Raw genomic sequence first — 24,520 nt, 5'->3', positions numbered from 1 at the left:
GACCGCGGTGAGCAGGCCGGTCCCGAGGGCCGCCACCACCATGGCGGCGACCCTGGACCGTGGAGGGGCGGGAGCCGCACCGTAGGACTTCATCAGGTGCGGGTCCAGTGCTGGTTGCTACCGTTCGAGCAGGTGTAGAGCTGGATCAGGGTGCCGTTGGCGGTGCCGGCCGAGACGGCGTCGAGACAGAGGCCGGACTGGACGCCGACGATGGAGCCGTCGGAGTTGAGGCGCCATTTCTGGTTGTCGGCGCCCCAGCAGCTGTAGATCTGGACTTTGGCGCCGTTGCCGGTCCCGGCGGCGTCCAGGCACTTGTTGCCGTAGACCTTGAGCTCACCGGCTTCGGTGTACGTCCACTGCTGGTTGGTGCCGTTGTTGCAGTCCCAGACCTGGAGCTGGGTGCCGTCGGTGGTGCTGCTGCTGGGCACGTCCAGGCAGCGGCCCGACCCGACGCCCTTGATCTGTCCGGAACCCGAAGGGGGCGTGGTGGAGCCGCCGTTGAGTGCGTTGAGGACTGCGGTGTAGGCGGGCTTCTTGCTGCCGTCGCCGTTGAACAGCAGCGGCGTGTCCTGCGCGCGCCAGGAGTCGGTGTCGCGCACGCCCCAGACGGTGATGCCGAGGCAGCGCGAGACGGCCAGGCAGTCGTTGGTCACGTTGGCGTAGGTCGTGGACGAGGCGCCCTGGATGTCGAGTTCGGTGATGGCCACGTCGACGCCGAGGGCGGCGAAGTTCTGCAGGGTGGTGCGGAAGTTGCTGTTGTAGGGGCTGCCGCTGTTGAAGTGCGACTGGAAGCCGACGCAATCGATCGGCACGCCGCGCTGCTTGAAGTCCTTGACCATGGAGTACATGGCCTGGGTCTTGGCCCAGGTCCAGTTCTCGACGTTGTAGTCGTTGTAGCAGAGCTTGGCGGACGGGTCGGCGGCGCGCGCGGTGCGGAAGGCGAGCTCGATCCAGTCGTTGCCGCTGCGCTGCAGGTTGGAGTCGCGTCGGGCGCCCGAACTTCCGTCGGCGAAGGCCTCGTTCACGACGTCCCACTGGGCGATCTTGCCCTTGTAGTGGGCCATCACGCCGTTGATGTGGCCGATCATCGCCTGGCGCAGATCGTTGCCGCTGAGGCTCTGCATCCAGCCGGGCTGCTGGGAGTGCCAGGCCAGGGTGTGACCGCGCACCTTCTTGCCGTTCTGTACCGCCCAGTTGTAGACGCGGTCACCGCCGGTGAAGTTGAACTGGCCCCGCTGCGGTTCGGTGGCGTCGATCTTCATCTCGTTCTCGGGCGTCACCATGTTGAACTCACGGCCCGCGATCGACGTGTACGCCGAGTCGCCCAGCCTGCCCGAGGCGATGGCGGTGCCGAAGTAGCGCCCGCTCTGCGCCGCCGCGGCACCGAGCGTGCTCTCGGCGGCGTGTGCTCTCGGTGGGGCGGCCAGCGCGCCGACCGCAACCAAGACGCCGACGACCAGCGCCAACAGCAGACCGCGGGTCTTCCGGCGGATATCGGGTTTGGAAAGGGCGTACGAGCCCATGACTGTGCCTCCAAGGTAGGAATCACGGAAGGACGGAAGGACTGAAGCGCAGGGGAATGCGTCGTCCGCCCCCACTCGGCAGACGGACGGAGCGGCGGGCCGGAACCCGGGCGGTACGGAATCTCGACCGGAACGGACGGCAGAGCGTCCAGGGCCGACATGGTTCGAAATCCTGAACTATGGCCGGTGTCTCAGACAGGGATGATTGAGGCTTGACGATGACTCGTCAATACTCCCCGCGGAAGAAGTTTCCGTTCCTCGCCCGAAACTTTCCGGAATCCCAGTGAGCCGACGGTGAATTCCTGACGCCACTGCCGGTGGACGCCGTAGGGCCGGGTCGGGGCGTTGTGCGCGGTGTTTCCGGTCGGCGCGACAGCTTGTCGATCCCAAGGCGGGAGGCGCCGTTTGTAGACAGATCGGCTTCAGGCCTTGACCGGAGGGCTTCGCATTCCTAGCTTGTGGCGTCAATGAGTCCGGGAACTTTCCGAAAAGTTTTCGGGATCGCCCCCGCCCCCTCAAGGAGTCCCTCTGATGTGGTTCCGCCACCCGTCCCCGGTCCGCCTGAGACGCTTACTCGCCGTCCTTGCGCCCTTCCTGCTCGTGGCCACCTTCCTCGGTGCCCATCCCGCCAGCGCGGCGACCGTAGACCCCAACGCCTCGTATGTGCTGGTCAACCGCAACAGCGGCAAGGCCCTGGATGTCTACAACCTGGCGACCGACGACGGCGCCCGCATCACCCAGTGGGCCAGGAACGATCAGCCCCAGCAGCAGTGGCAGTTCGTCGATTCCGGGGACGGCTACTACCGCATCAAGTCCCGCAATTCGGGCAAGGTGCTGGACGTCCACAACTGGTCCACCGCGAACGGCGGCGCGATCGTCCAGTGGACCGACCTGAACGCCACGAATCAGCAGTGGCGGCTGGCCGACAGCTCGGACGGCTACGTCAGGCTCATCTCTCGCCACAGCAACAAGGCCCTCGAAGTACAAGGCGCCTCCACCGCCGATGGCGCGAACATCGTCCAGTACGACGACTGGGGCGGCACCAACCAGCAGTGGAAGCTCGTCAAGGTCGGCGGGGACACCCCCGGCGCCTGCGATCTTCCGTCGACGTACCGCTGGACCTCCACGGGCGCGCTGGCACAGCCCAAGCCGGGTTGGGCCTCGCTCAAGGACTTCACCGTCGTCCCGTACAACGGCAAGCAGCTCGTCTACGCGACGACGCACGACACGGGGACGAGTTGGGGTTCGATGAACTTCGGCCTGTTCACTAACTGGTCGGACATGGCCTCGGCCAGCCAGAACACGATGTCTTCCGCCACCGTCGCGCCCACGCTCTTCTACTTCGCGCCGAAGAACATCTGGGTGCTCACCTACCAGTGGGGTGGGACCGCCTTCTCCTACCGGACGTCGAGCGATCCCACCAACCCGAACGGTTGGTCATCACCGCAGGTGCTCTTCTCCGGAAGCATCACCGGCTCCGGAACAGGACCCATCGACCAGACGCTCATCGGTGACGGGACGAACATGTACCTGTTCTTCGCCGGCGACAACGGCAAGATCTACCGGGCCAGCATGCCGATCGGGAACTTCCCGAGCAGCTTCGGCGTGAACTCGACAGTGGTCATGAGCGATACGACGAACAACCTGTTCGAAGCTCCGCAGGTCTACAAGCTCCAGGGCCAGAACCGCTACCTCATGATGGTCGAGGCGATCGGCTCGCAGGGCCGCTACTTCCGCTCGTTCACCGCCACCAGCCTGAACGGCTCTTGGACACCCCAGGCCGCGACCGAGAGCAACCCCTTCGCCGGCAAGACCAACAGCGGCGCCACCTGGACCAACGACATCAGCCACGGCGAACTGCTCCGCACCAGCGCCGATCAGACCATGACCGTCGACCCCTGCAATCTGCAGTTGCTCTACCAAGGACGCAGCCCCAACACTGGCGGCGACTACGGCCTCCTGCCCTACCGCCCGGGTCTGCTGACACTGCAGCGCTGACGGCGTGACACGGGTCCTGCTCCGGTAGGGAGCCGGCGGGGCGGGCTCGGCGAAAGGCCGTGCCCGCCCCGGTCACGCGACAACGCCGGGCACATGTGCACTGCCACTGCGCCCGGGACGCGGCGGAGTGCCTGCACCATCTCGTCGGGCACATCGGCGCGGAGCCCGTTCACCTTGTCTGCCAGGACATCAGTCACGGCAGCTGTAGTTCTGCATGGAACGTCCTGCAGCCGGTGGCGTCGCTGGTGGCAGGCGGTGGCGGCGGCCTGGTGGTGACGCCGCCAGGCGGTCCAGTGCAGCATGTGGTCGCGGTCGCGGACAGGTGCAGGCAGGACGAGGACGCGCAGGAGGCGTAGGAGTTCGGGGCAGGTCAGCGGGATGAGCCGGGCCGGCTGTGCCTCGCCGGTCTTCTCGCTGGCCGCCGCGAGGGTCAGGGTGAGGACCGTGGTGGCGATCAGGGAGAACAGTGACCAGCGCATCCAGGAGTTCCAGCATGTCACCTGGCCCTGGTCCAGGCCGGCGTGACCCTTGGCGAGCTGGAAGGTCTCCTCGATCCGCCACCGGCGGCAGATGATCTCCACGAGCGTGGCCAGAGTGACGGGGCCCGGTGCCCAGCAGCGGAAGTAGGAGACCTCGCCCGTGTAGCGGTGGCGGCGGGCGACCAGAACGCTGGTGCCTGCATCCTGTCCGTCGGGAGTGTCGGCGCGGATGTCGAGCCAGGCCCAGTCGTACTCGCGCCGCCCCTTGGTGCCGTGACCGGTGGCCAGGCGCATCCACTGTGCAGGCCGCACCTTGTTGAGCATCTTGCGGGCTTCCCGTCGACGGCCGGTCCCGTCCGTGACCTGATGGGTGGCCGCGACGCCCACGGTGCAGCCCAGGTTCAACGCCCTTATGTCCCGGCGCAGTTCACGCCCGCAGTAGACCTCGTCGGCAGCGAACCAGCGGGCTGGTATCCCGGCCGCGAGCGCCTCGGTGACCATCGCCACCGCCTGCTGCGGCTTGGTGGCGAAAGACGACCTCGCCCGGAACGCCGGCTAACAGGCGGCGTTCCTCGCCGCAGTCCAGTCCGCCGGGAGATGCAAGGCCCGGTCGAGCAGCACGCGGGTGGTGGCGGTGACCACCGCGAGGTGGACGGCGACCTGGCACAGTCCCACACCACCCAGGGCCTGTACTTCAATTAATGCTCGATGGGCGGGTGTTGGCGGCGGCACACTGATGAGATGGCTGCACATACGGTCGACCGGTCCTCCGTTGCGGCGCTGAAGGCCAAGATTGATCAACTCCTGCCCCACCTCGACGAGCGCCGTCGTCGGCTCTACCTCGCCAGTGAGGCCGACGCGATCGGCCGCGGCGGGATCACCGTGGTGGCCGCCGCTTCCGGCATCAGTGCGGCCACCGTCGCACGAGGGATCGCTGAGCTGGCCGATCGGCCCCTGTCGGCCGGGCGGATCAGAGCGCCCGGAGCTGGCCGTAGACGGCTGACGATCACTGACCCGGGGTTACGGCCTGCGCTAGAAATCTTGATCGAGCCGCACACCCGGGGCGATCCGGTCTCGCCGTTGCGCTGGACAACTCTCTCGCTGAGGAGCCTGGCCTCGGTATTGACCGCACACGGTCACCCGGTCAGCGCGGCGACTGTTGGACGCCTGCTGCACACCCTGGGATACAGCCTGCAAGGCACCGCCAAGACCTCGGAGGGCACCAGCCATCCGGATCGCGATGCACAATTTGCCATCTGAACGCCACGGCCGCAGCCTTTCTCAATGATCACCAGCCCGTGATCAGCGTGGACACCAAAGCGAAGGAATGGCTCGGCAACCGTGACCGCCCCGGTCGAACCTGGCGGCCAGGCAAGGATCCGATCCATGTGGACTGTCACACCTTCATCACCAAAGATCAGCCGGTGGTCATCCCCTATGGGATCTACGACATCGCCCGCAACACCGGCTGGGTGAACGTCGGGACCGACCACGACACGGCCGAATTCGCGGTGGAATCCATCCGCCGCTGGTGGCAGCACCGTGGACGGGCCGACCACCCGGGCGCCACCCGGCTGCTGATCACCGCCGACTGTGGTGGCTCAAACGACCCCCGCCGATGGACGTGGAAGAAGCACCTGGCCGCCCTGGCCCTGGAGAGCGGGTTGGAAATCACTGTGTGTCACCTCCCGCCGGGAACGCAATGCCGTTGCTTGACTCACTGAACTATCGCCCGGTGCAGCGTGATGACCTTGGCCGTGACCCGCCGTGTCGGCCGCCGGTCCCGAGTGTTGATCCGGTAGGAGAGCTTCGAGGAGTACTTCGAGTCCGGCCGTTTGAGGTGCCGGTCAGCCTCGCGCAGACGCCTGGTGCCGTTGTCGAGCTTCCGGCGTACTTTCACTGCGAGTACGGCCAGGAACTTCTTGATCTTCGTGGGAGTGTTCGCACTCTGGCGGACCACGCTGCGACGGGCGTGCTTGAGGACCTTGACGAACGAGACCCGGTCCGGATCGATCCCGTTGCCGTCGGCCAGACCCACGATGATCTGCGTGAGGCAGTGGTGCACGACGAGGTGCGCCCAGACCTCCTGTCGCACAAGGTCAGGGTCGCCCGAGCGGAGGACTTCGGCCGGCCCGCGCTGGAACGTCTTGATCTGCCGAAACGCCGACTCCGCCTCCCATCTTTCCCGGTACAAAGCTGCCAGCTCCGCCGCTGGAAACGCCACCGGGTCCAACAGGTCAGTCAGCAGCCTGACCACCTCGCCGCCGTCGACGCGGTACTCGATCACCCGGACCAGCACACCGCCGGGGTGCGCGCCCTTCTGCCCGGCCAGGTTCATCCTCCCCAGATAGGTCCCGTCGGGAAGATGTTCGACCGGCCGATGCGCCACAGGCGAGCGGGCCCTGACAGGCAGGTGGGCCCCGGCCCCGAGATAGGCCTTCCATAACTCGACCCCGGGGAAGCCCCGATCCATGATGACGAGCATCTTGCTCGCCGAGGTCGACAGAGCGATCGCCAACTCCCGTTCGCCGCCGTTGAATCCGCCCACAGCCGCGTCGATCTGGGCATGCGTGCCGCACTCGGTCAACGTCACCACCCGCACCTGTGGAAACCCCGCCGGTTGCCCGTTCTTGACCGGCCCTCCGAACGTGGCCCGATTGGCCGCTGTGTCCGGCGCATCCAGCACGAACCCGTCCACCGCAGCCAGCCGCATCAAGAAGGCTCTCCCTAGGCCGACAGGAGCCAACGGGCCAGCCAGCTCGCGGAACATGGTTTCCAGGACCAGTGGCCCCAGGCGCCTCCGCGCCCGCGTAAACGAGGACTTGTTGGGGATGCTCCCGCTCAACTCCCCGATTTCACCGACCAGTTGCTCCGCCACGTCGTCGTAGGAGTCCTGCTGGCCGGACACCTGCCGGATACCGGCTGACCCGAGAGAGCAGCTGCGGCTCGACGAAGAGCTGGGCGCCGCCCGCGAAGGCCAGGATCACCATGTACACGATCCACTTGCGGAGCATCGGGATCTGCACGTGCCAGGCGGTCTGCCAGGCGCTCGCGCCGTCGATGCGCGCGGCTTCCATGACGTCCGTGGGGATGTTGTTGAGCGTGCCGTACATGACAACGATCCAGCCGCCCGCGCCGGTCCAGAACGCGATGATCGTGAACAGCAGGGGCAGGTGGCCGGGGGCGATCACCTCGCCGAAGGTGTCGAACCCCAGCACGCCAAGGAGCGAACTGACCGGGCTGACCGTCGGGTCGAGCATGAACAGCCACACCAACACACTCGCGGCTCCGGCGAGCGCTCCCGGAATGTAGTAGAGGAAGCGCAGAGCCTTGCTGGCGGGGCCCGAGGACAGACGGTGCAGCAGCAGCGCCAGGGCCACCACGAACACCACCAGGGACAGCAGCCAGAAAGCGAGGTAGACGGCGACATGGCTCACGGCGTCCAGGAAGCGGAAGTCCTGCGCCGTGGTCACGAAGTTGGCGAAGCCGGTGACCCTGCCCCCGGCGTCGGTGAAGGCGAAGTAGATCGCGTAAGCGGTCGGAAGGACACCGAAGGCGACCAGCAGGACCACGTAGGCGGCGACGAAGGCCATACCGGCCCGGCTCTGCCGGGCGGCGCCGCGGCGCCGCCGGGTGGCAGAACTGGCCGGGGAGTGGGTGAGGGTCACTGGGAGACCTTGTATCCATTGGACTTGGCGTACTTGACGATGGAGTCCTGCCAGGCCGGCAGCATCGAGACGACGCTCTTGCCCTGGGTCAGACCGGGCTTGACGGTGGCGGCCCAGATCGCCTCCTGGCTGAACTGGCCCGAGCCCCAGCCGTTCCAGACCTGGGAGGAGGCGGCCTTGAGGGCGCTCAGGTCGCTGGCGAAGTAGCCGGAGGCATCCTGCCCCTTCAGCCAGGTGTAGGCAGCGGGCACGTACGCAGGGAAGCCCGGCGCCTTCTCGCCCTGGTAGGCGTTGTCGGTGGTGACCCACTTCAGGAAGTCGGTGGCGGCCTTGATGTGCGCGGAGTGCTTGGACAGCAGCCAGGTGCCGCCGCCCACGTTGCCGGTGGACGGCGAGGTCTCCCCCTTCCACTGCGGGATGGGTGCGGCCGCGATCTGCTTGGCCGGCGCCTTGAAGGTGCCCTCGAACAGCGCGCCGCCATACCAGGCCGGACCTGGCATGAGCAGGACCTTGTCGGCCTTGTTCTTGCCGAAGTCGGTGCTGAAGACCCGCTAATGGCATGGACTTGTTCTCGATCAGCACGTCCATGAGCCTGGCCATCTTGGTGCAGGCCTCGCTGGAGGTGTTCACCGACACCGCCTTCGGGCCGGTGATGTGGTTGGCGCCGCACTTGCTCGCCCACAGGTAGATCTCGGGAGTGAAGGAGTCGCCGGCGTCACCCACGAGATAGCCCGGGTGCTCCTTGGCCACCTTCTCGCCGAGCTGCTGGTACTCCTCCCAGGTCGTCGGAACCTGGTAGCCGAGCTTCTTCAGCAACGGCGCGTTGTACCACAGCACCGCCTGGGAGAGGTCGTTGCGCAGGCAGTAGACGGTGCCCTTGACCGTGCAGACGTCGTTGGCCCCGCTCGCGAACTTCTGCAGGGTCGTCGAGGGGATCAGGCCCTTGTTGAGCGGAGCGGCGAAGCCCGCGTCGACCGCCCAGGTCGCCTCGTTGTTCTGGGAGCTGAACACGACGTCCGGCCAGCCCTTGCCGGTGCGGTTGAACAGCTGGACCTTGGTCTGGAGGTAGTTCGAGCCGTTGGCGTTGCCGTCGTAGCTGACGATGTCCAGCTTCACGTCCGGGTGGAGCTTCTGGTACTGCTTCGCGGCCTCCATCCGGGTCGCGTCCACCCAGACGGTCAACGCGCCGTCCTTCTGCGGAACTTGGGCGAAGCCGTCCTTGGACGTCGTACTGGTGGTGCCGGCGCCGCAGGCTGTCAGGGTCAGCGCCGCGGTGGCCGCACAGCCGGCCAGCAACAGAGAACGCCTCTTACTGGGCGCCCTGTACCGGCCGGACAAAGGCTTGTTGACGGTCATGTGCGACTCCACTGGATTCACAGGGCGCCCCCAAGCAGATGGGCAGGTGGCGCGAGGTATGGGGGCGACGCCGACCGGTAGGGGTCGGGCGTCGGGGACCGCAGACGGCCGTCCCGCGGGCCGTCACGGAAGAAATTAGCCGCCTTATCGAAGGATCCGTCAAGACTCTGTACAGCCTCATTCCCATCGACTTTGCGGATAGCCTGCAAAGTCGAGACGGAAACACCAAATGAACGCCCATTTATGCCAGTTGGTGCTCATGCTTCATCATGTGGATCCTCTTGCTTAATGAGTACGACTCATCGATGCTGGAGCTACGATGAGCGCGGCTCCACAGCGATCAGCGGCCCCAGTTGCGTCAGCCAGGAGGCAGGACAGATGAACGACACGCCCGCGACCCAGGCGGCCTTGCCCTCGCAGGTCCCCCCCGCTGCGGCGACAGCGGTGAACGGTACGGACGCGCAGGGGTACCGGCCCGGCTACGAGGTCGTGGCGGAGCGGATCCTCGAGTTCATCGCCGAGGCCCGGCTGGTGGCGGGTGACCGGTTGCCCACAGAGATCGATCTGGCCCAGAGGCTGAACACCAGCAGGGCGGTGGTGCGGGAGGCGGTGAAGATTCTTTCCGCGCTCGGCCGCGTACGGGCCCACAAAGGGAGGGGCTTGTTCGTCGCGGACGACGAAGGCATGCTCATCACCAGCCGCTGGGGAGGATTCTTCCGTCCCGTCGACATCGACCACGTGCTGATGCTGTTCGAGTTCCGCCGGGTCCAGGAGATGTCCGCCAGCAGTCTGGCGGCCACCCGCGCCACCCCTTCGGAACTGCGCACCATCGAGGTGGCCATGGAGCAGTGTCGGCACGGGTTCGTCCACGGCCAGGTCGACGTGTTCAATCAGGCGGACGATGACTTCCACGCGGCCGTGTCCGCGGCCTCGCACAACACCTTCCTCGTCAGTGCCGTGCGGGACGCGCGACGTCTGCAGCGCCAGTCCAGCGCCATCGGTATCCACGACACGCTCGGCGAGAACACCGGGGCGGCCGTCGAGGAACACGAGGCGATCTACCGGGCCATCCGTGACGGCCGCCCCGAGGAGGCGGCGCAGGCCACCGCGGCACACCTTGACAGAACCCTGGAGGACTACCGGCGCGAGATCCAGCGGCGCCTGTTCGGGTAGCACCGCGTCAGCGCGCCCCGGGCTCGCCTTGCTGGCGCATCGACACGGACGCACCCTTCGGTGCGTCGCAGATGTCCCATACCACCAAGACGCCTCGGAAAAGCCAGAACGATCCGTTGACTTCTGCGCAACCGGAACTCTAACTTCGGCGAGACCTGTTCGGAAACCCGTGCATTGTTCGATATATCGAACGATCTTCGGTGTTCGGCTGATATGCCCCGGAAGGAACCCGTATGCGCCTTCAATGTTTCACCCCCCGAACAAGACGCCTGTGCAGAGCCGTCCTCGTCCGGACCGCGGTGCTCGCGATGGCCGCCGGCGCCCTGGTCGGCCTCCAGCACCAGCAGGCCACCGAACTGGGCCGGGCGGAACCGGTCGCGGTGACGTCCAACCAGGTCGCGGTACCCCCGGCGCCGATGGGCTGGGCCTCGTGGAACACCTTCGCCGCGAAGATCGACTACAACGTGATCAAGGCGCAGGTCGACGCGTTCGTCGCGGCCGGACTGCCGCAGGCCGGGTACAAGTACATCAACCTCGACGAGGGCTGGTGGCAGGGCACCCGCGACAGCCAGGGCAACATCACCATCGACGAGTCCGAGTGGCCCGGCGGTATGAGCGCCATCGCCGACTACATCCACAGCAAGGGCCTCAAGGCGGGCATCTACACCGACGGGGGCAAGGACGGCTGCGGCTACTACTTCCCCACGGGCCGCCCGGCCGCGCCCGGCAGCGGCAGCGAGGGCCACTACGAGCGGGACATGCTCCAGTTCTCCAAGTGGGGCTTCGACTACGTCAAGGTCGACTGGTGCGGCGGCGATGTCGAGGGCCTCGACGCGAAGACGACGTACCAGGCCATCAGCGACGCCGCCGCCAAGGCGACCGCCACCACCGGCCGCGAGCTGAAACTGTCCATCTGCAACTGGGGCAAGCAGAACCCCTGGAACTGGGGCGCCGGCATGTCGTCCCTGTGGCGTACCAACACCGACATCATCTTCCACGGCCAGTCGCCGTCGTGGGACAGCATGCTCGCCAACTTCGACACGAACGTGCACCCCTCGGCCCAGCACACCGGCTACTACAACGACCCGGACATGCTCATGGTCGGCATGGACGGCTTCACCGCCGCCCAGAACCGCAGCCACATGAACCTGTGGGCCGTCTCCGGCGCCCCGCTCCTCGCCGGCAACAACATAGCCACGATGAGCACGCAGACACGTGACATCCTCACCAACCCCGAGGTCATCGCGGTCGACCAGGACCCGCGCGGCCTCCAGGGCGTCAAGGTCGCCGAGGAAACCACCGGACTGCAGGTCTACGGCAAGGTCCTGTCCGGCACCGGCAAGCGGGCCGTCGTCCTGCTCAACCGCACGGGCAGCGCGCAGAACATGACCGTCCGCTGGTCCGACCTCGGCCTGACAGGCGCCTCCGCCACGGTCCGCAACCTCTGGACGCGCTCCAACGTGGGCAGCTTCGGCACCAGCTACACCGTCTCCGTCCCCGCCAAGGACTCCGTGATGCTCACGGTCACCGGCGGCACCGAGGCGGCGAGCTCCACGTACGAGGCCGAGGCCACCGCCAACACCAAGGCCGGCTCCGTGGCCAACGCCACCTGCGCCAACTGCTCCGGCGGCACCAAGGTGGGCAACGTCGGCAACGGCGCCGCCAACACCCTCCGCTTCAACAACGTCACGGCCGACGCCACGGGGACCAAGGTCGTGGACATCGCCTACACCAACGGCGCCAACACGGCCCGTACGGCCGTCCTCCAGGTCAACGGACAGCAGGCCACCACGGCGTCCTTCCCGCCGACCGGCTCCTGGACCACCCCCGGCACCATCTCGGTCGAGGTTTCCCTGGCCAAGGGCTCGTCGAACACGCTGACGTTCTCCAACTCCTCCGCCTGGACACCGGACTTCGACGCCATCGAGGTCCGCCCGCTGCCCGGCGCGAACGGCGCTCAGGTGGTCGGAGCAGAGTCGAACCGCTGCCTCGACATCAACAACCACACCATCACCAACGGCACCGACGCGCAGCTGTGGACTTGCAACGGCGGTGAGAACCAGTCGTGGAACAACACCTCCCGCAAGCAGCTCGTGGTCTACGGCAACAAGTGCCTGGACGCCTACAACCGTGGCACGACCAACGGCACCAGGGTCGTCACCTGGGACTGCAACGGCCAGAACAACCAGCAGTGGAACGTCAACCCGGACGGCACCATCACCAACGTGAACGGCGGCCTCTGCCTGGACGCCACCGGCGGGGGAACCGCCAACGGCACCAAGCTGGTCCTGTGGACCTGCAACGGCAGCAACAACCAGAAGTGGACCCTGTCGTAGCCCGCACGACAGCGCGAGGGACTGTACGACGATCGGTGTAACTCCCGATCATGGAAGATGCGTCGATGACCAGCGAGAACGCGTCCGAGTCCGAGGCTGTCGAGCCCACGAAGGCCGTGGACGACCAGTTGATGTGACGAGTTGACGGGCCGGGCCCGGGCCGACGTGGCGATCATGTCGGCCCGGACCCACCGGCAAGGTCAGGCCCGCTGCACCATGCGCTGGAAGAACGCGCCGAACGCCTTCGACACCACCTTCGAGATCGCCTTCGACGGCCGCCTGTCGGCGGTCCGTCACCAACCCCAACCACCCCAGTCCCAAGGACGGAATCGTGGACATCACCAGAAGACAGCTCGGCCGGCTCGCCGCGGTCGGCACCGGGGCCCTCCTGCTGCCGGGCCTGCTGCCGGCGAGCACGGCGGCGGCAGCCGTCCCTCCGGCCGGGACGTGGGGTGACCAGGGGGATGGCACCTACTTCAACACCCCCGACGAAGGCTTCTTCATGACGTCGGCCCCGTCGCCGACCGGGCCGTGGGAGCCGTTGCACTCCATATGGCGGACCTCGGGCTGGAACGACGTGTGCCCGTTCTGGGACGACGACGGCCAGGGCTACCTGGTCACCACGCACTACGCCGACGCCTACAAGGTGCACCTGTACAAGCTGTCCACGGACGGAAAGACGCTGGTCGGCCCGTCCACGGTCATCCACCAGTCACCGGGCAGCGAGGCCAGCAAGCTGTACAAGATCGACGGCGTCTACTACCACCTGTTCAGCGAGGTGAAATCCGAGGGCCGGGTGCTCATGATGAACCGCGGCTCCAGCCTCTACGGCCCCTTCGAGACCCGGCAGCTACAGCACGTCAACACCTCGGTGGACCGCGAGCCCAACCAGGGCGGCCTGGTACAGGCTCCGGACGGCACATGGCACTTCGTGACCCACCACGGCCACGGCGACTGGGAGGGGCGCGTACTGTCCCTGCTGCCGGTGACCTGGGTGGACGACTGGCCGGTCCTGGGTGAGGTGGGCACGGACGGCATCGGCAACATGGTGTGGACGGGCCGGGTGCCCGCCGGCGGCACGCCCGGTCTGCCGGTCGACGCGCTGCCCCCCGTGGTGACCAGCGACTCGTTCACCGACACCCGCCTCAAGCCGCAGTGGGAGTGGCACTACCAACCGAGGGCGGACCGGTGGTCGTTGACCGAGCGCCCCGGCCAGCTGCGGTTGAAGGCCTTCGCACCGCTTGCGGCCGACAACCTGACCAAGGCCGGGAACACCCTCACCCAACGGGTGCTGCGCACGGCGGGCGGCGCGACGGTGACCGTCCGCCTCGACCTGGCCGGCCTCGCCGACGGCCAGCACGCCGGGCTGTGCCACTACGCGGCAACCTACGCCGGACTGGGTGTCCGCCGCTCCGGCACCACCACCACGATCGCGCACAACGTCGGCGGCACCGTGACCAACGGCCCGGCGATCACCCAGAACGCCGTGTGGCTACGCACCTCATGGGACGTCAACGGGGTCAGCCGGTTCTCCTACAGCCTCGACGGGAGCGCGTTCACCGCGTTCGGCGGCACCTACCAGCTCACCTGGGGCGGTTACCGCGGTGACCGGGTCGGCCTCTACACCTACAATCCCAACGGCACCGGCCACGTCGACATCGACTCGGTGCAGTACACCATCACACCCACCCGGGCCTACCGGTGCGTCAGCGTGCGCAGCGACAAGGTCGCCGACGTCTTCAATGCCTCGAGCGCGGACGGCGCCGCCGTGGTCCAGTGGCCTCAGAACGGCAAAGCGAACCAGCACTGGTCCTTCCAGTCCACAGCGGACGGCTACCACACCATCACCTGCCTCCACAGCGGCAAGGTTCTCGACGTGGCAGGGTCCTCGACCTCGGACGGCGCGGCGGTCGTGCAGGCGACCGCCGACGGCCGGACCAGTCAGCAGTGGCAGCTGCGTCCGCAGACTGGCGGTGAGTTTCTCCTGGTCAACCGCAACAGCGGCAAGGTGCTCGACGTCAAGGGAGGCAGCACGGCCGACGGTGTCGCGCTGATCCAGTACCGCGACGTCGGCAGCTCCAACCAGCGATGGACCTTCCACCGCGTCACCGGCTAGGAACCCTTGAGGGCATTCGGTGCCTCTGTTGGCGACCTGAGAGGACGTTAAGTCCGATCTTTCTTAGTTCGTGATCACTCGTTCGTGGCGCTGGTTGCCGTCCAGGCTCGCCGGTGGGCATGTTCATGCCGAGGTTCGCTGCATGGAGCGAGAGCCGTATCCGAGCGACTTGGCGGATGAGCAATGGGCGTTGATCGAGCCGATGATCACGGCGTGGAAGCAGGAGCGGGTCGCACGGTCAGCGACCGGCGATCCCGGGGGCTGCGATCTCCGGGACGTCGTGAACGCGATCTTCTACCAGAACCGGACGGGCTGTCAGTGGCGCTATCTGCCTCATGACCTGCCGGCCTGGTCGGCGGTGTTCTACTACTTCACGCTGTGGCGCGAGGACGGGCTCGACCAGCAGATCCAGGAACTGCTGCGCTGCCAGGTGCGGGAGAAGGCCCGCCGATTAGAGGAGCCGTCCCTCGTGGTCATCGACACGCAATCCGTGCGCGCGGCCGCGGGAGTCCCGAAGACCACGACGGGCTTGGACGCGAACAAGAGGACTCCGGGCCGCAAGCGCGGACTGGCCGTCGACGTCCTGGGACTGATCATCGGCGTCGTCGTGCTGGCCGCCTCGGCCCACGACAACGCCGCCGGCAGGGCCCTGCTCGACCAGGCCGCCGAACGGTGCGGAAACCGCCTGGAGAAGGCCCTGGTGGACCAGGGGTTCAAGGACGAGGTCGTCATCCACGGCGCGATGCTCGACATCACCGTCGACGTCGTCCGCCGCAACCCCGCCGATCAGGGCAAGGGCTTCGTTCCGCAACCGAAGAGATGGGTGGTGGAGCAGGTCAACGGCACATTGATGTTGCACCGGCGTCTGGCCCGCGAGTACGACCACCGGCCCGACAATGCCGCCTCACGCGTCTACTGGGCATCCACTGCGAACATGGCCCGCCGCCTCACGACGCCTGCACCAGCCTGGCGCGATGACTTCGTGGCGGCCGCGTGAACGTCATCGAACTCCTGGCAGATCTCCAGGCCCGGCAGGCCGAGGCCGCCACCCGGGCCGGCGAACTGCGCGACCAGATCGAGCACCTGAACGCTGACCTGTCCGAGACCGAGGCGCGTCTGGCGGAACTCGTCACGACCCGCAAGGTCATCGCGGAACTCGCCCCGACCGGGACCGAACCCGAACCGCCTGAGTTGACCACCACCTACCAGGTCATCGTGAACGCCTTCAACACCCACCCCGATCAGGCGTTCCGGGTCCGTGATCTACACGAACTCCTCGGCATGCGCACCGACGACCCGGCCATGAACGTCACCCGCAGCCGCCTTGGACGCCTCACCCGTCAAGGCTTCCTCACTCAACCCGGACGCGGTCTCTACCAGAAACGGACTTAACGTCGCACTTCGCGGGCTGGGACGGCCGCCACTCTCGCCTGATCAACCCGAACACCCACGAGTCGGATACCTCGCCGTTCACCACGCAGTCTTCCCGCAACGTCCCTTCACGCACGAATCCGATCTTCTCCAGAACCCGGGCAGATGCCACGTTGCGCGTATCAGTCTCGGCCTGAACTCGATTCAGGTCCAGTGTGTCGAATGCCCACTGCAGCAAGGCGTGTGCGGCCTCCGTCGCATAGCCGTGGCCCCACATCGCCTCGTCGAGGACATAGCCCAACGACGCGCTGCGGTAGTCCGGGTTCCATCCGGTCAGACCGCACCAGCCGACGAAGGCCCCATCAGAAGCACGGTCGATGGCCACCCGCGCCCCGGTGCCTTCGTCCGCCATCTTCCGGCACATCGCGATGAAGCGCTCGGCGCGGGCCCGTTCGTTCCACGGCGTGGAGTCCCAGTAGCGCATCACGTAGGTGCTGCTGTGCAGCGCGAAGAGGGGGTCCGCGTCTGCGTCGGTGAAGGCGCGCAGTCGCAGGCGAGCGGTGTGCAGCATGGGGGTGGCCAAAGTCATGCGGACCATCTTGTGTCCTCACGGGGCGGGCAGAAAACCGAATATCCGATCCCGGTCCGGCCCTCGCGACCAAGGCACCGCCTACCAGCAGATCGTGCATGCGACGACCCAGACATGAACGTCACCCGCAGCCACCTCTGACGCCAAAGCTTCCTCACCCAACCCGGACCAGGCCACTACTAGAAACGGACTTAACGACCTCTCAGAGCACGCGCAATACGGTGGTGGCCCATACCTCAGGCCTTCTGCCGGGCTTGGAGCTCGTCCATCAGGTCTGCGAGTCGCCAGACCTGGACCACCCACTCCATCGGCTGACCGATCATCAGAGCCCGGATCTGGGTGGCTTCCCCGGCCCTGCCGAGCTCAGCCAATCTGTCCTCGACGGCCGCCACATCGGCAGCGAGTTCCAAGCACATCCCGGCGAACCCGGCGCCCTTCACGCACCTCGCCATCGACCGCAGCAGACGCGCTTGTTCCTCAGCAGCCCTATGGACTACCGGGTGCTTGCCCACGTTGTCATGGCTGGCGAAGTGCGAGTGCAGGACGGTGCACCGCGCCCGCCAGACGTCGTCGGCCACGGCTGCCGGCACCGCGGCCATCAGTCGCTGGGCCTCGGCCACGGAGAAGGAACGCGCGAGACCGGTTCTCGCCGAGAAACTGGCCTCCGTTGACTCCACGGCAGCATTCGGCCCGTGCCGCACCAACTCCCGGCCGGCTGCAGGACGGTGCTTCAGGCGGCGACGCCGAGTTCCTTGCGGGTCCGGTGGACGAACTCGCGGACGTAGTCCTTCACGCGGGAGGACTGGACGCGGGCGAGGATGTCGACGGACCGGTTGCCGAGGCCGTGGTCGAGGTCGCGGGCCTGGAGATGGGCGGTTGCGACGATGGCGAGCCGCATGCCGACGGACCGGGTGGACACCCCCTTCGGCATCGCGGCGGCCTGCTTGTTCCAGGTCAGGGCGGCCTTGGGGGTTCTTCAGGTCGCGGAAGACCTCGGCGGCGTCCGCGGAGAGGCGGGCATGACGATAGAAGTCGATCCATGCGGGCTCGTCGACGCCACGGCCTTCTCCCTTTGCTGGTGACCGGACCACGCACGACTCGAACAAACAGTTGAGCACTTTTTTTTTTCCTGGGTGGACCCCGAGGCCGCACGCGGGTGGGAACCTACCTGTTACCTCCCCGCTTCCGCCCGGCCCGGCCCGGGCCGGGACGAAGGCGGTGGGTTCAGCGGGGCGGTTCGGCGGAGGGGTGGCGGGTGACGGAGTATCCGACCTCGAAGGCCTCGGCGGACATGCGGGTGTCGTTGACCTCCAGCACGGTCCCGTCCGGGCCCGTGGTCGTCCGCACGATCCGCAGCAGCGGGATGCCCTTGGGCAGGCCGAGCCGCCCGGCCTCGGCCGGGGTGGGCATGCGGGCACCGACGGACTCCTCCCAGGCCAGGGGACGGTGGCCCATGTCCTCCAGCAGGTCGTAGATGCCACCGGGTCCGGTGTCGCGTTCGGCGAGCCGGGTCCCGCGGGCCACGGCGGCGGGCAGGAAGCTGGTGGCCAGCTGCATCGCCTTGCCGACGGCGACATCGCCCATGATCCGGTCGCGGATCAGGACGTCCTCGCCCGGCTCGACGCCGAGCACGACGGTGACGTCGCGCGGGGCCGGCCCCCAGGTGATCGTCGGAGGCTCGAGCGCATTCCAGGGCTGGGCGGTGGGGTCGAAGTAGTAGCCGCGCTCGTCGCGGAAGACCTGCCGGCTGCGGGTCAAACGCCGCTTGACGGGCCGGGCCCGAACGATGGTGCCGCGGCGGCGGACCACCTCCACCAGCCCTTCGGCCTCCAGCTCGGCGATGGCCTCGCGGGCGGTCTGCTTGGCGATCCCATAGCTCTCGGCGACCTCGGTGATCTTCGGCAGCACCGCGCCCTCGGGATACTCCCCCCGCTCGATGGCCTGACGCAGGTCCGCGGCGACCTGACGATAGGCGGGGCCGTTCATGAATCCTCCTCGAGAAGGCGAGTACGTCACCAGCACAACTTAGTCCTAGCCCTATTGACGCGCAGGACTTCCGCGCAGACGATAGTCCTAGCTCTAATGCGTCGTCAGTGTCGGCGCATCCCCTTGTTCTCCCTCATGCCGGACCACCGGCTTGCTCGCCATGCCCGCAAACGGGGCGGCGAGGGACGGTGCACGTCCGGACGAGACGGCTGGAGGCCCGCGTGAACGAACAGCACAGCACCACGCGCATGCACGAGTCCGGAATGCGCGAACTGGTGGCCGCAGGGCTGCTGGAGGTCGGCACCGGCTGCCGGATCAGCCCCAGCGCCATCTTCGCGCCGCAGGACGAGCAGGGCACCATGCGGCCGATCCGCGTCGGCGACCGCGTCGTGATCGGCGCCGGAGCGGTGCTCTGCGGCGGAGTCGAGGTCGGCGAGGGCGCCCGCATCGAAGAGCAGGCCGTGGCCGGCAAGCCGGAGCTCGGCTATGCGGTCGGCCGCACCTACTCCGGCGCCAGGGCCCGCACCCGCATCGGAGCGAACGTCATCCTGCGGTCCGGCTCGGTCATCTACGCCGGCACCGAGATCGACACGAACACCGCCGTCGGCCACCACACTGTGGTCCGCAGCTTCTCCCGCCTGGGCGGCGACTGCCTCCTCGGCCACTTCCTGGTCATCGAACGCGAGTGCCGCATCGGCGATCGGGTGCGGTGCTCACCCCACTCGCATCTCACCTCCGCGACCGTGATCGCCGACGACGTCTTCCTCGGCGCGGGGATCCGCACCGTCAACGACAAGCACCTCATCTGGCGCGACCCGGACCGCGAACCGGACCTGGTCCCGCCCCGCTTCGAGGCCGGAGCCAAGGTCGGCTCCGGCTCCACGGTCCTGTCCGGCGTCACCATCGGCGAACGCGCCCTCGTCGGCGCCGGGTCGGTCGTCACCCGCGACATCCCGGCCGGCGCGACCGCCTACGGCGTCCCCGCCCGCGTCCGCCCCGCCAACGCCGAGACAACCTGACCAGCCCACGAACGCAGGAACGGGGAAGGATGAGCATGAACGGCACCGAGAGCGTCAGCTCCTGGATCGAACCGCTGCGGCCCGCGTTACCGGACCTCAGCGACCGCCACCTGGAGCGGCTGCACCGCCTGGAGAGCGACCTGACCGAGGTCCTGGCCGCCGCCCCGGCCGGCGGAGTGGGACCGTCGGCGAGGCTGCTGGCCGTCCGCCGGCGCCTGGCCGAGCGCGTCCGCGCCGGCCACACCTCCACCGACAGCCCCACGATCACGGCCCTGACCGAGGCCCTGGCCGCCTTCGTCTGCGGCTTCAACGACCTGGACCTGCGCGACGCGGTCGGCCCCGGGCACGGCCGCATGATCCTTCGGCACGGCACCGGCCTGGTCCGCCGCCGCTGGTCCGCCCGCCTCGCCGGCGGCGACCTGGTCGGCATCGCGGCCACCGAACGCCACGGCGGCAGCCGCCTGCAGGAGATCACCACCCGGGCCGTCCCCCGCCCGGGCGGCGGCTGGTTGCTCAACGGAGAGAAGTGCTGGGTCTCCCGGCTGAAGGAATCCGCCGCGTTCGTCGTGTTCTTCAAGAACCCCGACGGCCACATCGCGGCGGCCGTCATCGATGCCCGCGCTCCCGGCCTGGAACGCGGCCCCGTCACCCCGGCCGGGCTCGGAGGCTGGGCCTGGGGCAGCCTGTCCTTCACCGACGTCCCCGTCGACGAGGCGGACCTGCTCGCCGGGCCGGACGGGGACTCGCGGTGTTCCGGGAGCACTTCGCCACCTTCCGGCCGCTGGTCGCCGCGACCGCACTGGGCACCGCAGCCGGCGTCCACTCCCAGGTCACCGCAACCCTCACCGCGCGGCTGGCCACCGGCATCCTGCCTCGCCTGCGGGACACCACGCTGGTCACACTCGGCCGCACCCACGCCGAACTGAACTCCGCCCTGCTGGCGGCCCTGGCCGCCGCCCGGATCACAGCCGCGGGCAGCGGGCAGGCGGACGTGTGGTCGCGCGGAGTGAAGGCGCACGCGGTCGACACCGCCCACCACGCGGTCGCGGAGCTGTCGCTGCTGGTCGGCGCGGGCGGCTTCCAGGCCGGCTCGGCGCTGGCCAAGGCCCGCGGCGACCTCGGCGGCCTGCTCTATGCCGACGGCATCCACGACTCGCTGCTGCGATCCGTCGGCCGCACCCTCACCACCAACCCCGTCACCGGGGCCGCCCTCCCGCGCCCGCGGACATCCCCGCCGGAGGTGCCCACGCACGCGGTCGCCTGAACCGGCCGGTCCCGGCCCTCACGGGCCGGGACCGGTCACCCGATGGCGACGCCGTTTTCCAGATAGACCGTCACCCCGCAACGGCGGGCGTCGACGCACGCCTCCACCCGGCGGGCCAGCAGTGGGATCAGCCGCTCCCGAATCCCGTCGAGGCCAACGAACTCGTACGCGCGCAGTTCCTCGGTCTGCAGCCGGATGCCCGCCACCTCCTCCGGGCTGAGCACGCCGCCGTCGAAGACGGCGGTCATACCCTCGCTGCGGCCCGGACGGGGGCCGGTCCAGTCCACTCCCAGCAGCCGTCCCGGCCCCCAGGCTAGCCCGAGTTCCTCCTTGACCTCGCGCACGGCACCGTCCCGGGGCGACTCGTCCCACTCCACGGCTCCACCGGGGATCTCCCACGGCTCCTTATAGACCGGATCGACCAGCATCACCCGGTCCTCACCGTCGAAGAACAACACCCCGGCAGCCACCCGCTTGCGCGGCAGCGACCGGTCGTACCCCGACAGCTCATCCGCCTGTCGGCCTTCCGAAGCAGCAGTATTCGTACTCATGCCCAGCGAGCCTAGGCACACCAGACCGTCCCCGGAGGGCGAACCAGCCTCATCCACCCCAACAACATGCCCATGCCCCAGCCGACGACAGTCCTGCCGCCCACAAGGAGAACCACCCCGCACCGCCTCACGTCCCCGAAGGTCATCGACGGCCGCGGCACCCTCAACGCCGACACCTGGCGCGAGTCCGATTGGACCTTCCGCCTCTGAGTCCCTCTCCCTCACCCGCGGGCCCGTCGGGGGAAAGCTCCTGTTCACGGACCCGCGGTCTTCACTGGCCTGAGAGACGAGGGACAAACAGGACTGATCTGCGGATAGTGAGCAACAACAACTCGGTGGATCGCTGCCGCACCTCATACGGGTGAAGCGACTGCCGGCCGGGCAGTGGCCGGGCATCATGGGCGCCATGACCGACGCGCACCTCGAGCGGGACGACACGACGGCGGACGCGTGCCTCTCGGCGTCGGGGGTGGTGGCGGTGTTCCCATCGCACGAACAGGCAGCCGTCACCGAGCACGCGGCTGAGCTCAAGATCGACCTTGCGGACTACGTCCGGCAGTCCGCGGTGAAACGGGCTCAGGAGTAGCACTACAAACAGCAGTTCCGGCAGGAACTCGCGACGAGGCGGGGCCAGAGCGTTCAGGACTTCGTGGCATCCGGCCTGCTCATCGACGACGGCGTCGAGCCGCAGCCGGAACACGCGAGGACACAGCCCCTCCTCGCCAGCGGCCTCGACGGCCGGCTGGTCGACGATCTGGCCGTCCGCGCCTACAAGGACGGCATCAGCGATCTCGCCGCGGCAGCCCTGATCGAGGACGACAACCGCTACCTCCTCGTCGAGCTCCAGCCCGCGCACCGCTCGGACACGATCACCCGCTGGGACCTGCCCACCGGCCGTGTCCGGGCGGGAGAGACGGTCGTCCAGGGCCTCTGCCGCACCCTGTCCGAGCAGTACGGCTACGCACCGGTGCAGGTCGACCGCTACCTCGGTCACGTCAACCGCAGTCACGAAAGCGGCTACGACCTCCGCGTCTTCATGTTCGCCGTCACTCCCAACGAGCTCGACAGCATCTGTCGCTCGGCCCTCATGGGACACCGCTGGGCCGACAGCCGCACACTCGCCCGCACCCTCACCGACGGCATGGACGACATCCTGCGGAACTACCTGCACAACGACCTGGAGTGACCAGCCGGCCCGGAGAAGGAACCGGGCCCTTGCGGACCTGGACCGGCACGCCTGTCGCATCCACCGACCACGCGGCGAACACCAGGTCACGCCTGGGTGGCAATTCGGGTGGGCGGGCAAATGCCGGGGCGGTGACGCGGAGGCGTTGCATGACGCTCCTACCGCAAGGCCGCGCGGGAATTCGCTGACACGTCCAGCTCACCCTCACCACGGATGACGAGCACGCTCCTCCCGCGAGGCGGCGGGCGACGTTCCCACAGCCCGGCATACCCCCCCCACCCGTATTAATTCGCCCACCGCGCACCTTGCCCTCACGACCGCGAAGGGGGTATACACGCCTCCAGAGATACCCCCCAGGGGTATTGATTTCAGACTCGGGAGGTCACCATGTCCGCGTACTCCACCACCTACAAGGTCGCCGGCGTCAACAGCGGTCACTGCAAGGGCATCGTGAGCAGCGCGCTGCGCGAGCTCGACGTCGTCGACACGGTGCAGGTCGAGATCTCCACCGGCCTGGTGACCGTGAACAGCGCCGCCGAGCTGGACGACAAGCTCATCGCGGAGACCATCGAGGATGCCGGATACGACTACATCGACCGCGCCTGACCGCCACGATCGCCCATCCCGAACGAGGAGCAGCAGTCATGAGCACCCCAACGACGGCCGGCGCCGCCCAGGTCGAGCTCGCCATCGGCGGCATGACCTGCGCCTCGTGCGCGGCCCGGATCGAGAAGAAGCTGAACCGGATGGACGGGGTCGAGGCCACCGTCAACTACGCCACCGAGAAGGCGAAGGTCACCTTCGACGCCGACATCGACGTCGCCGCGCTGATCGCGACCGTCGAGGCCACCGGCTACACCGCCGCCGAGCCTCAGCCCGAGCGCCCCACGAACAGCGGTGGCGAGGACGGCCCCTCCGACGAGGAGGTCGCCGACGAGGAGCTGCGGCCCCTCAAGCAGCGACTGGTCACCGCCGTCGCGCTCGCCGTGCCCGTCATCGCGATGGCGATGATCCCGGCGCTCCAGTTCGACTACTGGCAGTGGCTCTCCCTCACCCTCACCGCCCCCGTCGTCACGTACACGGCCTGGCCCTTCCACCGCGCCGCCTGGACCAACGCCAAGCACGGCGCGGCGACGATGGACACACTGATCTCGGTCGGCACCTCGGCCGCGTTCCTCTGGTCGGTGTGGGCGCTGTTCTTCGGCACCGCCGGCATGGTCGGCATGACGCACCCCTTCGAGCTGACCATCGGCCGCAGCGACGGCGCCGGGAACATCTACCTCGAAGCGGCCGCCGGAGTCACCGCGTTCATCCTGGCCGGGCGCTACTTCGAGGCCCGCTCCAAGCGCAAGGCGGGCGCCGCGCTCAAGGCGCTCCTGGAGCTCGGCGCGAAGGAGGTCACCGTCCTGCGCGACGGCGGCGAAGTGACCGTAGCGACTTCCGACCTCCAGGTCGGGGACCGCTTCCTGGTCCGCCCCGGCGAGAAGATCGCCACCGACGGCACGGTCGTCGAGGGCTCCTCGGCGGTCGACGCCTCGATGCTCACCGGTGAGTCCGTCCCCGTCGAGGTCGGCGTGGGGGACTCCGTCACCGGGGCCACCCTCAACGCGGGCGGCCGGCTCGTCGTCGAAGCCACCCGGGTCGGCGCCGACACCCAGCTCGCCCGGATGGCCAAGCTCGTCGAGGACGCCCAGAACGGCAAGGCCGCCGCCCAGCGCCTCGCCGACCGGATCTCCGCGGTCTTCGTCCCCGTCGTGATCGCCCTCGCGCTCGGCACGCTCGGCTTCTGGCTCGGCAACGGCGCCGGCCTCACCGCCGCGTTCACCGCCGCAGTCGCCGTACTGATCATCGCCTGCCCCTGCGCCCTCGGCCTCGCCACACCCACGGCCCTCATGGTCGGTACGG

General features: G+C 68.1%; 22 protein-coding genes and 3 pseudogenes. 15 read left to right on the top strand and 10 right to left on the bottom strand.

Translation table 11 applies throughout. From position 1 onward, the window contains the following. Positions 1-92: 92 nt before the first annotated feature. Positions 93-1,523 (bottom strand): endo-1,4-beta-xylanase, encoded by a 1,431-nt coding sequence (locus ACFT7S_RS35760; RefSeq protein ID WP_382739738.1) that lies wholly within the window; start codon positions 1,521-1,523, stop codon positions 93-95. 531 nt (positions 1,524-2,054) lie between these two features. Here ACFT7S_RS35760 and ACFT7S_RS35755 point away from each other — a divergent pair. After that, positions 2,055-3,521 carry a non-reducing end alpha-L-arabinofuranosidase family hydrolase gene (locus tag ACFT7S_RS35755; RefSeq protein ID WP_382739736.1) on the top strand — a complete coding sequence of 489 codons (1,467 nt, stop codon included), beginning with the start codon at positions 2,055-2,057 and terminating at the stop codon, positions 3,519-3,521. On the opposite strand, the gene ACFT7S_RS35750 is transcribed toward ACFT7S_RS35755, so the two are convergent. After that, positions 3,488-4,501, bottom strand: coding sequence for a hypothetical protein (locus ACFT7S_RS35750; RefSeq protein ID WP_382739733.1), 1,014 nt, complete (start codon positions 4,499-4,501; stop codon positions 3,488-3,490). The two genes, ACFT7S_RS35755 and ACFT7S_RS35750, sit on opposite strands and share 34 nt — an antisense overlap. 240 nt (positions 4,502-4,741) lie before the next feature. Here ACFT7S_RS35750 and ACFT7S_RS35745 point away from each other — a divergent pair. Beyond that, positions 4,742-5,700: pseudogene (locus ACFT7S_RS35745) on the top strand (ISAzo13 family transposase); the annotation flags it as partial. Between the two features lie 17 nt (positions 5,701-5,717). Here the strand turns inward: ACFT7S_RS35745 and ACFT7S_RS35740 are convergent. From ACFT7S_RS35740 to ACFT7S_RS35730, 3 genes and pseudogenes are all read right to left on the bottom strand, one after another. Then, a complete protein-coding gene (locus ACFT7S_RS35740) occupies positions 5,718-6,878 on the bottom strand; it encodes an IS4 family transposase (protein WP_382739730.1) in 1,161 nt (386 codons plus the stop codon). After that, positions 6,856-7,668, bottom strand: a complete 813-nt coding sequence (locus tag ACFT7S_RS35735) for a carbohydrate ABC transporter permease (protein ID WP_382739727.1) — start codon at positions 7,666-7,668, stop codon at positions 6,856-6,858. The genes ACFT7S_RS35740 and ACFT7S_RS35735 overlap by 23 nt, the downstream gene beginning before the upstream one ends. Continuing rightward, positions 7,665-9,024: pseudogene (locus ACFT7S_RS35730) on the bottom strand (ABC transporter substrate-binding protein). Before ACFT7S_RS35730 ends, ACFT7S_RS35735 begins: the two are co-directional and overlap by 4 nt. Before the next feature lie 378 nt (positions 9,025-9,402). Between ACFT7S_RS35730 and ACFT7S_RS35725 the strand changes: the two are divergent. The 5 genes from ACFT7S_RS35725 (at position 9,403) to ACFT7S_RS35705 (ending at position 16,041) form a co-directional block, all read left to right on the top strand. Then, positions 9,403-10,197, top strand: a complete 795-nt coding sequence (locus ACFT7S_RS35725) for a FadR/GntR family transcriptional regulator (RefSeq protein ID WP_382739724.1) — start codon at positions 9,403-9,405, stop codon at positions 10,195-10,197. 308 nt (positions 10,198-10,505) lie between these two features. Beyond that, positions 10,506-12,533, top strand: coding sequence for an RICIN domain-containing protein (locus ACFT7S_RS35720; protein WP_382739721.1), 2,028 nt, complete (start codon positions 10,506-10,508; stop codon positions 12,531-12,533). A 331-nt stretch (positions 12,534-12,864) separates the two neighbouring features. After that, positions 12,865-14,649: an RICIN domain-containing protein gene (locus ACFT7S_RS35715; RefSeq protein WP_382739718.1), complete on the top strand. Its 1,785-nt coding sequence runs from the start codon at positions 12,865-12,867 to the stop codon at positions 14,647-14,649. Between the two features lie 142 nt (positions 14,650-14,791). Next, entirely contained in the window at positions 14,792-15,646 is an 855-nt protein-coding gene (locus tag ACFT7S_RS35710) for an IS5 family transposase (RefSeq protein ID WP_382739716.1), read from the top strand. Continuing rightward, positions 15,643-16,041: a hypothetical protein gene (locus tag ACFT7S_RS35705; RefSeq protein ID WP_382739713.1), complete on the top strand. Its 399-nt coding sequence runs from the start codon at positions 15,643-15,645 to the stop codon at positions 16,039-16,041. Before ACFT7S_RS35710 ends, ACFT7S_RS35705 begins: the two co-directional genes overlap by 4 nt. Here the strand turns inward: ACFT7S_RS35705 and ACFT7S_RS35700 are convergent. The 4 genes from ACFT7S_RS35700 to ACFT7S_RS35685 all read right to left on the bottom strand — a co-directional run bounded on the left by ACFT7S_RS35700 (position 16,001) and on the right by ACFT7S_RS35685 (position 18,595). Then, entirely contained in the window at positions 16,001-16,609 is a 609-nt protein-coding gene (locus tag ACFT7S_RS35700) for a GNAT family N-acetyltransferase (protein WP_382739710.1), read from the bottom strand. The two genes, ACFT7S_RS35705 and ACFT7S_RS35700, sit on opposite strands and share 41 nt — an antisense overlap. Positions 16,610-16,845: 236 nt before the next feature. Continuing rightward, positions 16,846-17,286 carry a hypothetical protein gene (locus ACFT7S_RS35695; protein WP_382739707.1) on the bottom strand — a complete coding sequence of 147 codons (441 nt, stop codon included), beginning with the start codon at positions 17,284-17,286 and terminating at the stop codon, positions 16,846-16,848. Between the two features lie 53 nt (positions 17,287-17,339). After that, positions 17,340-17,540 (bottom strand): hypothetical protein, encoded by a 201-nt coding sequence (locus tag ACFT7S_RS35690; protein WP_382739704.1) that lies wholly within the window; start codon positions 17,538-17,540, stop codon positions 17,340-17,342. A 293-nt stretch (positions 17,541-17,833) separates the two neighbouring features. Further along, entirely contained in the window at positions 17,834-18,595 is a 762-nt protein-coding gene (locus ACFT7S_RS35685; protein WP_382739701.1) for a GntR family transcriptional regulator, read from the bottom strand. 221 nt (positions 18,596-18,816) lie between these two features. Here ACFT7S_RS35685 and ACFT7S_RS35680 point away from each other — a divergent pair, with 221 nt between their 5' ends. From ACFT7S_RS35680 to ACFT7S_RS35670, 3 genes and pseudogenes are all read left to right on the top strand, one after another. Further along, positions 18,817-19,614: a DapH/DapD/GlmU-related protein gene (locus tag ACFT7S_RS35680; RefSeq protein ID WP_382739698.1), complete on the top strand. Its 798-nt coding sequence runs from the start codon at positions 18,817-18,819 to the stop codon at positions 19,612-19,614. A 29-nt stretch (positions 19,615-19,643) separates the two neighbouring features. Beyond that, positions 19,644-20,303: pseudogene (locus ACFT7S_RS35675) on the top strand (acyl-CoA dehydrogenase family protein); the annotation flags it as partial. Positions 20,304-20,362: 59 nt separating this feature from the next. Then, positions 20,363-20,878, top strand: coding sequence for an acyl-CoA dehydrogenase family protein (locus tag ACFT7S_RS35670; protein WP_382739695.1), 516 nt, complete (start codon positions 20,363-20,365; stop codon positions 20,876-20,878). Positions 20,879-20,913: 35 nt separating this feature from the next. Here ACFT7S_RS35670 and ACFT7S_RS35665 read toward each other — a convergent pair whose 3' ends face one another. Next, a complete protein-coding gene (locus ACFT7S_RS35665) occupies positions 20,914-21,429 on the bottom strand; it encodes an NUDIX domain-containing protein (RefSeq protein ID WP_382739692.1) in 516 nt (171 codons plus the stop codon). A gap of 72 nt (positions 21,430-21,501) precedes the next feature. On the opposite strand from ACFT7S_RS35665, the gene ACFT7S_RS35660 reads away from it, so the two are divergent. From ACFT7S_RS35660 to ACFT7S_RS35640, 5 genes are all read left to right on the top strand, one after another. Next, positions 21,502-21,639, top strand: a complete 138-nt coding sequence (locus tag ACFT7S_RS35660) for a hypothetical protein (RefSeq protein WP_382739689.1) — start codon at positions 21,502-21,504, stop codon at positions 21,637-21,639. A gap of 196 nt (positions 21,640-21,835) precedes the next feature. Further along, positions 21,836-22,015 (top strand): hypothetical protein, encoded by a 180-nt coding sequence (locus ACFT7S_RS35655; protein ID WP_382739686.1) that lies wholly within the window; start codon positions 21,836-21,838, stop codon positions 22,013-22,015. Between the two features lie 63 nt (positions 22,016-22,078). Further along, a complete protein-coding gene (locus ACFT7S_RS35650; RefSeq protein ID WP_382739683.1) occupies positions 22,079-22,615 on the top strand; it encodes an NUDIX hydrolase in 537 nt (178 codons plus the stop codon). Positions 22,616-23,002: 387 nt separating this feature from the next. Beyond that, positions 23,003-23,221, top strand: a complete 219-nt coding sequence (locus ACFT7S_RS35645) for a cation transporter (protein WP_382739681.1) — start codon at positions 23,003-23,005, stop codon at positions 23,219-23,221. Between the two features lie 38 nt (positions 23,222-23,259). Continuing rightward, positions 23,260-24,520 (top strand): heavy metal translocating P-type ATPase (locus ACFT7S_RS35640; protein WP_382739678.1); only part of this gene is annotated, 1,261 nt, incomplete at its 3' end.

Origin of the sequence: Streptomyces sp. NPDC057136, from assembly GCF_042670885.1 — a bacterium.
Lineage (GTDB): Bacteria > Actinomycetota > Actinomycetes > Streptomycetales > Streptomycetaceae > Streptomyces.
The sequence above is the reverse complement of the archived record's forward strand: the minus strand, read 5'-3'. Positions and strand labels throughout refer to the sequence as shown.

Coding starts and splice junctions, on each gene's coding strand:
- ACFT7S_RS35655 (WP_382739686.1), top strand. CDS start 21,836: ATGACCGACGCGCACCTCGAGCGGGACGACACGACGGCGGACGCGTGC.
- ACFT7S_RS35645 (WP_382739681.1), top strand. CDS start 23,003: ATGTCCGCGTACTCCACCACCTACAAGGTCGCCGGCGTCAACAGCGGT.
- ACFT7S_RS35700 (WP_382739710.1), bottom strand. CDS start 16,609: ATGACTTTGGCCACCCCCATGCTGCACACCGCTCGCCTGCGACTGCGC.
- ACFT7S_RS35755 (WP_382739736.1), top strand. CDS start 2,055: ATGTGGTTCCGCCACCCGTCCCCGGTCCGCCTGAGACGCTTACTCGCC.
- ACFT7S_RS35685 (WP_382739701.1), bottom strand. CDS start 18,595: ATGAACGGCCCCGCCTATCGTCAGGTCGCCGCGGACCTGCGTCAGGCC.
- ACFT7S_RS35760 (WP_382739738.1), bottom strand. CDS start 1,523: ATGGGCTCGTACGCCCTTTCCAAACCCGATATCCGCCGGAAGACCCGC.
- ACFT7S_RS35720 (WP_382739721.1), top strand. CDS start 10,506: ATGGCCGCCGGCGCCCTGGTCGGCCTCCAGCACCAGCAGGCCACCGAA.
- ACFT7S_RS35750 (WP_382739733.1), bottom strand. CDS start 4,501: ATGGTCACCGAGGCGCTCGCGGCCGGGATACCAGCCCGCTGGTTCGCT.
- ACFT7S_RS35660 (WP_382739689.1), top strand. CDS start 21,502: ATGCCCCAGCCGACGACAGTCCTGCCGCCCACAAGGAGAACCACCCCG.
- ACFT7S_RS35710 (WP_382739716.1), top strand. CDS start 14,792: ATGGAGCGAGAGCCGTATCCGAGCGACTTGGCGGATGAGCAATGGGCG.
- ACFT7S_RS35690 (WP_382739704.1), bottom strand. CDS start 17,540: ATGCCGAAGGGGGTGTCCACCCGGTCCGTCGGCATGCGGCTCGCCATC.
- ACFT7S_RS35725 (WP_382739724.1), top strand. CDS start 9,403: ATGAACGACACGCCCGCGACCCAGGCGGCCTTGCCCTCGCAGGTCCCC.
- ACFT7S_RS35665 (WP_382739692.1), bottom strand. CDS start 21,429: ATGAGTACGAATACTGCTGCTTCGGAAGGCCGACAGGCGGATGAGCTG.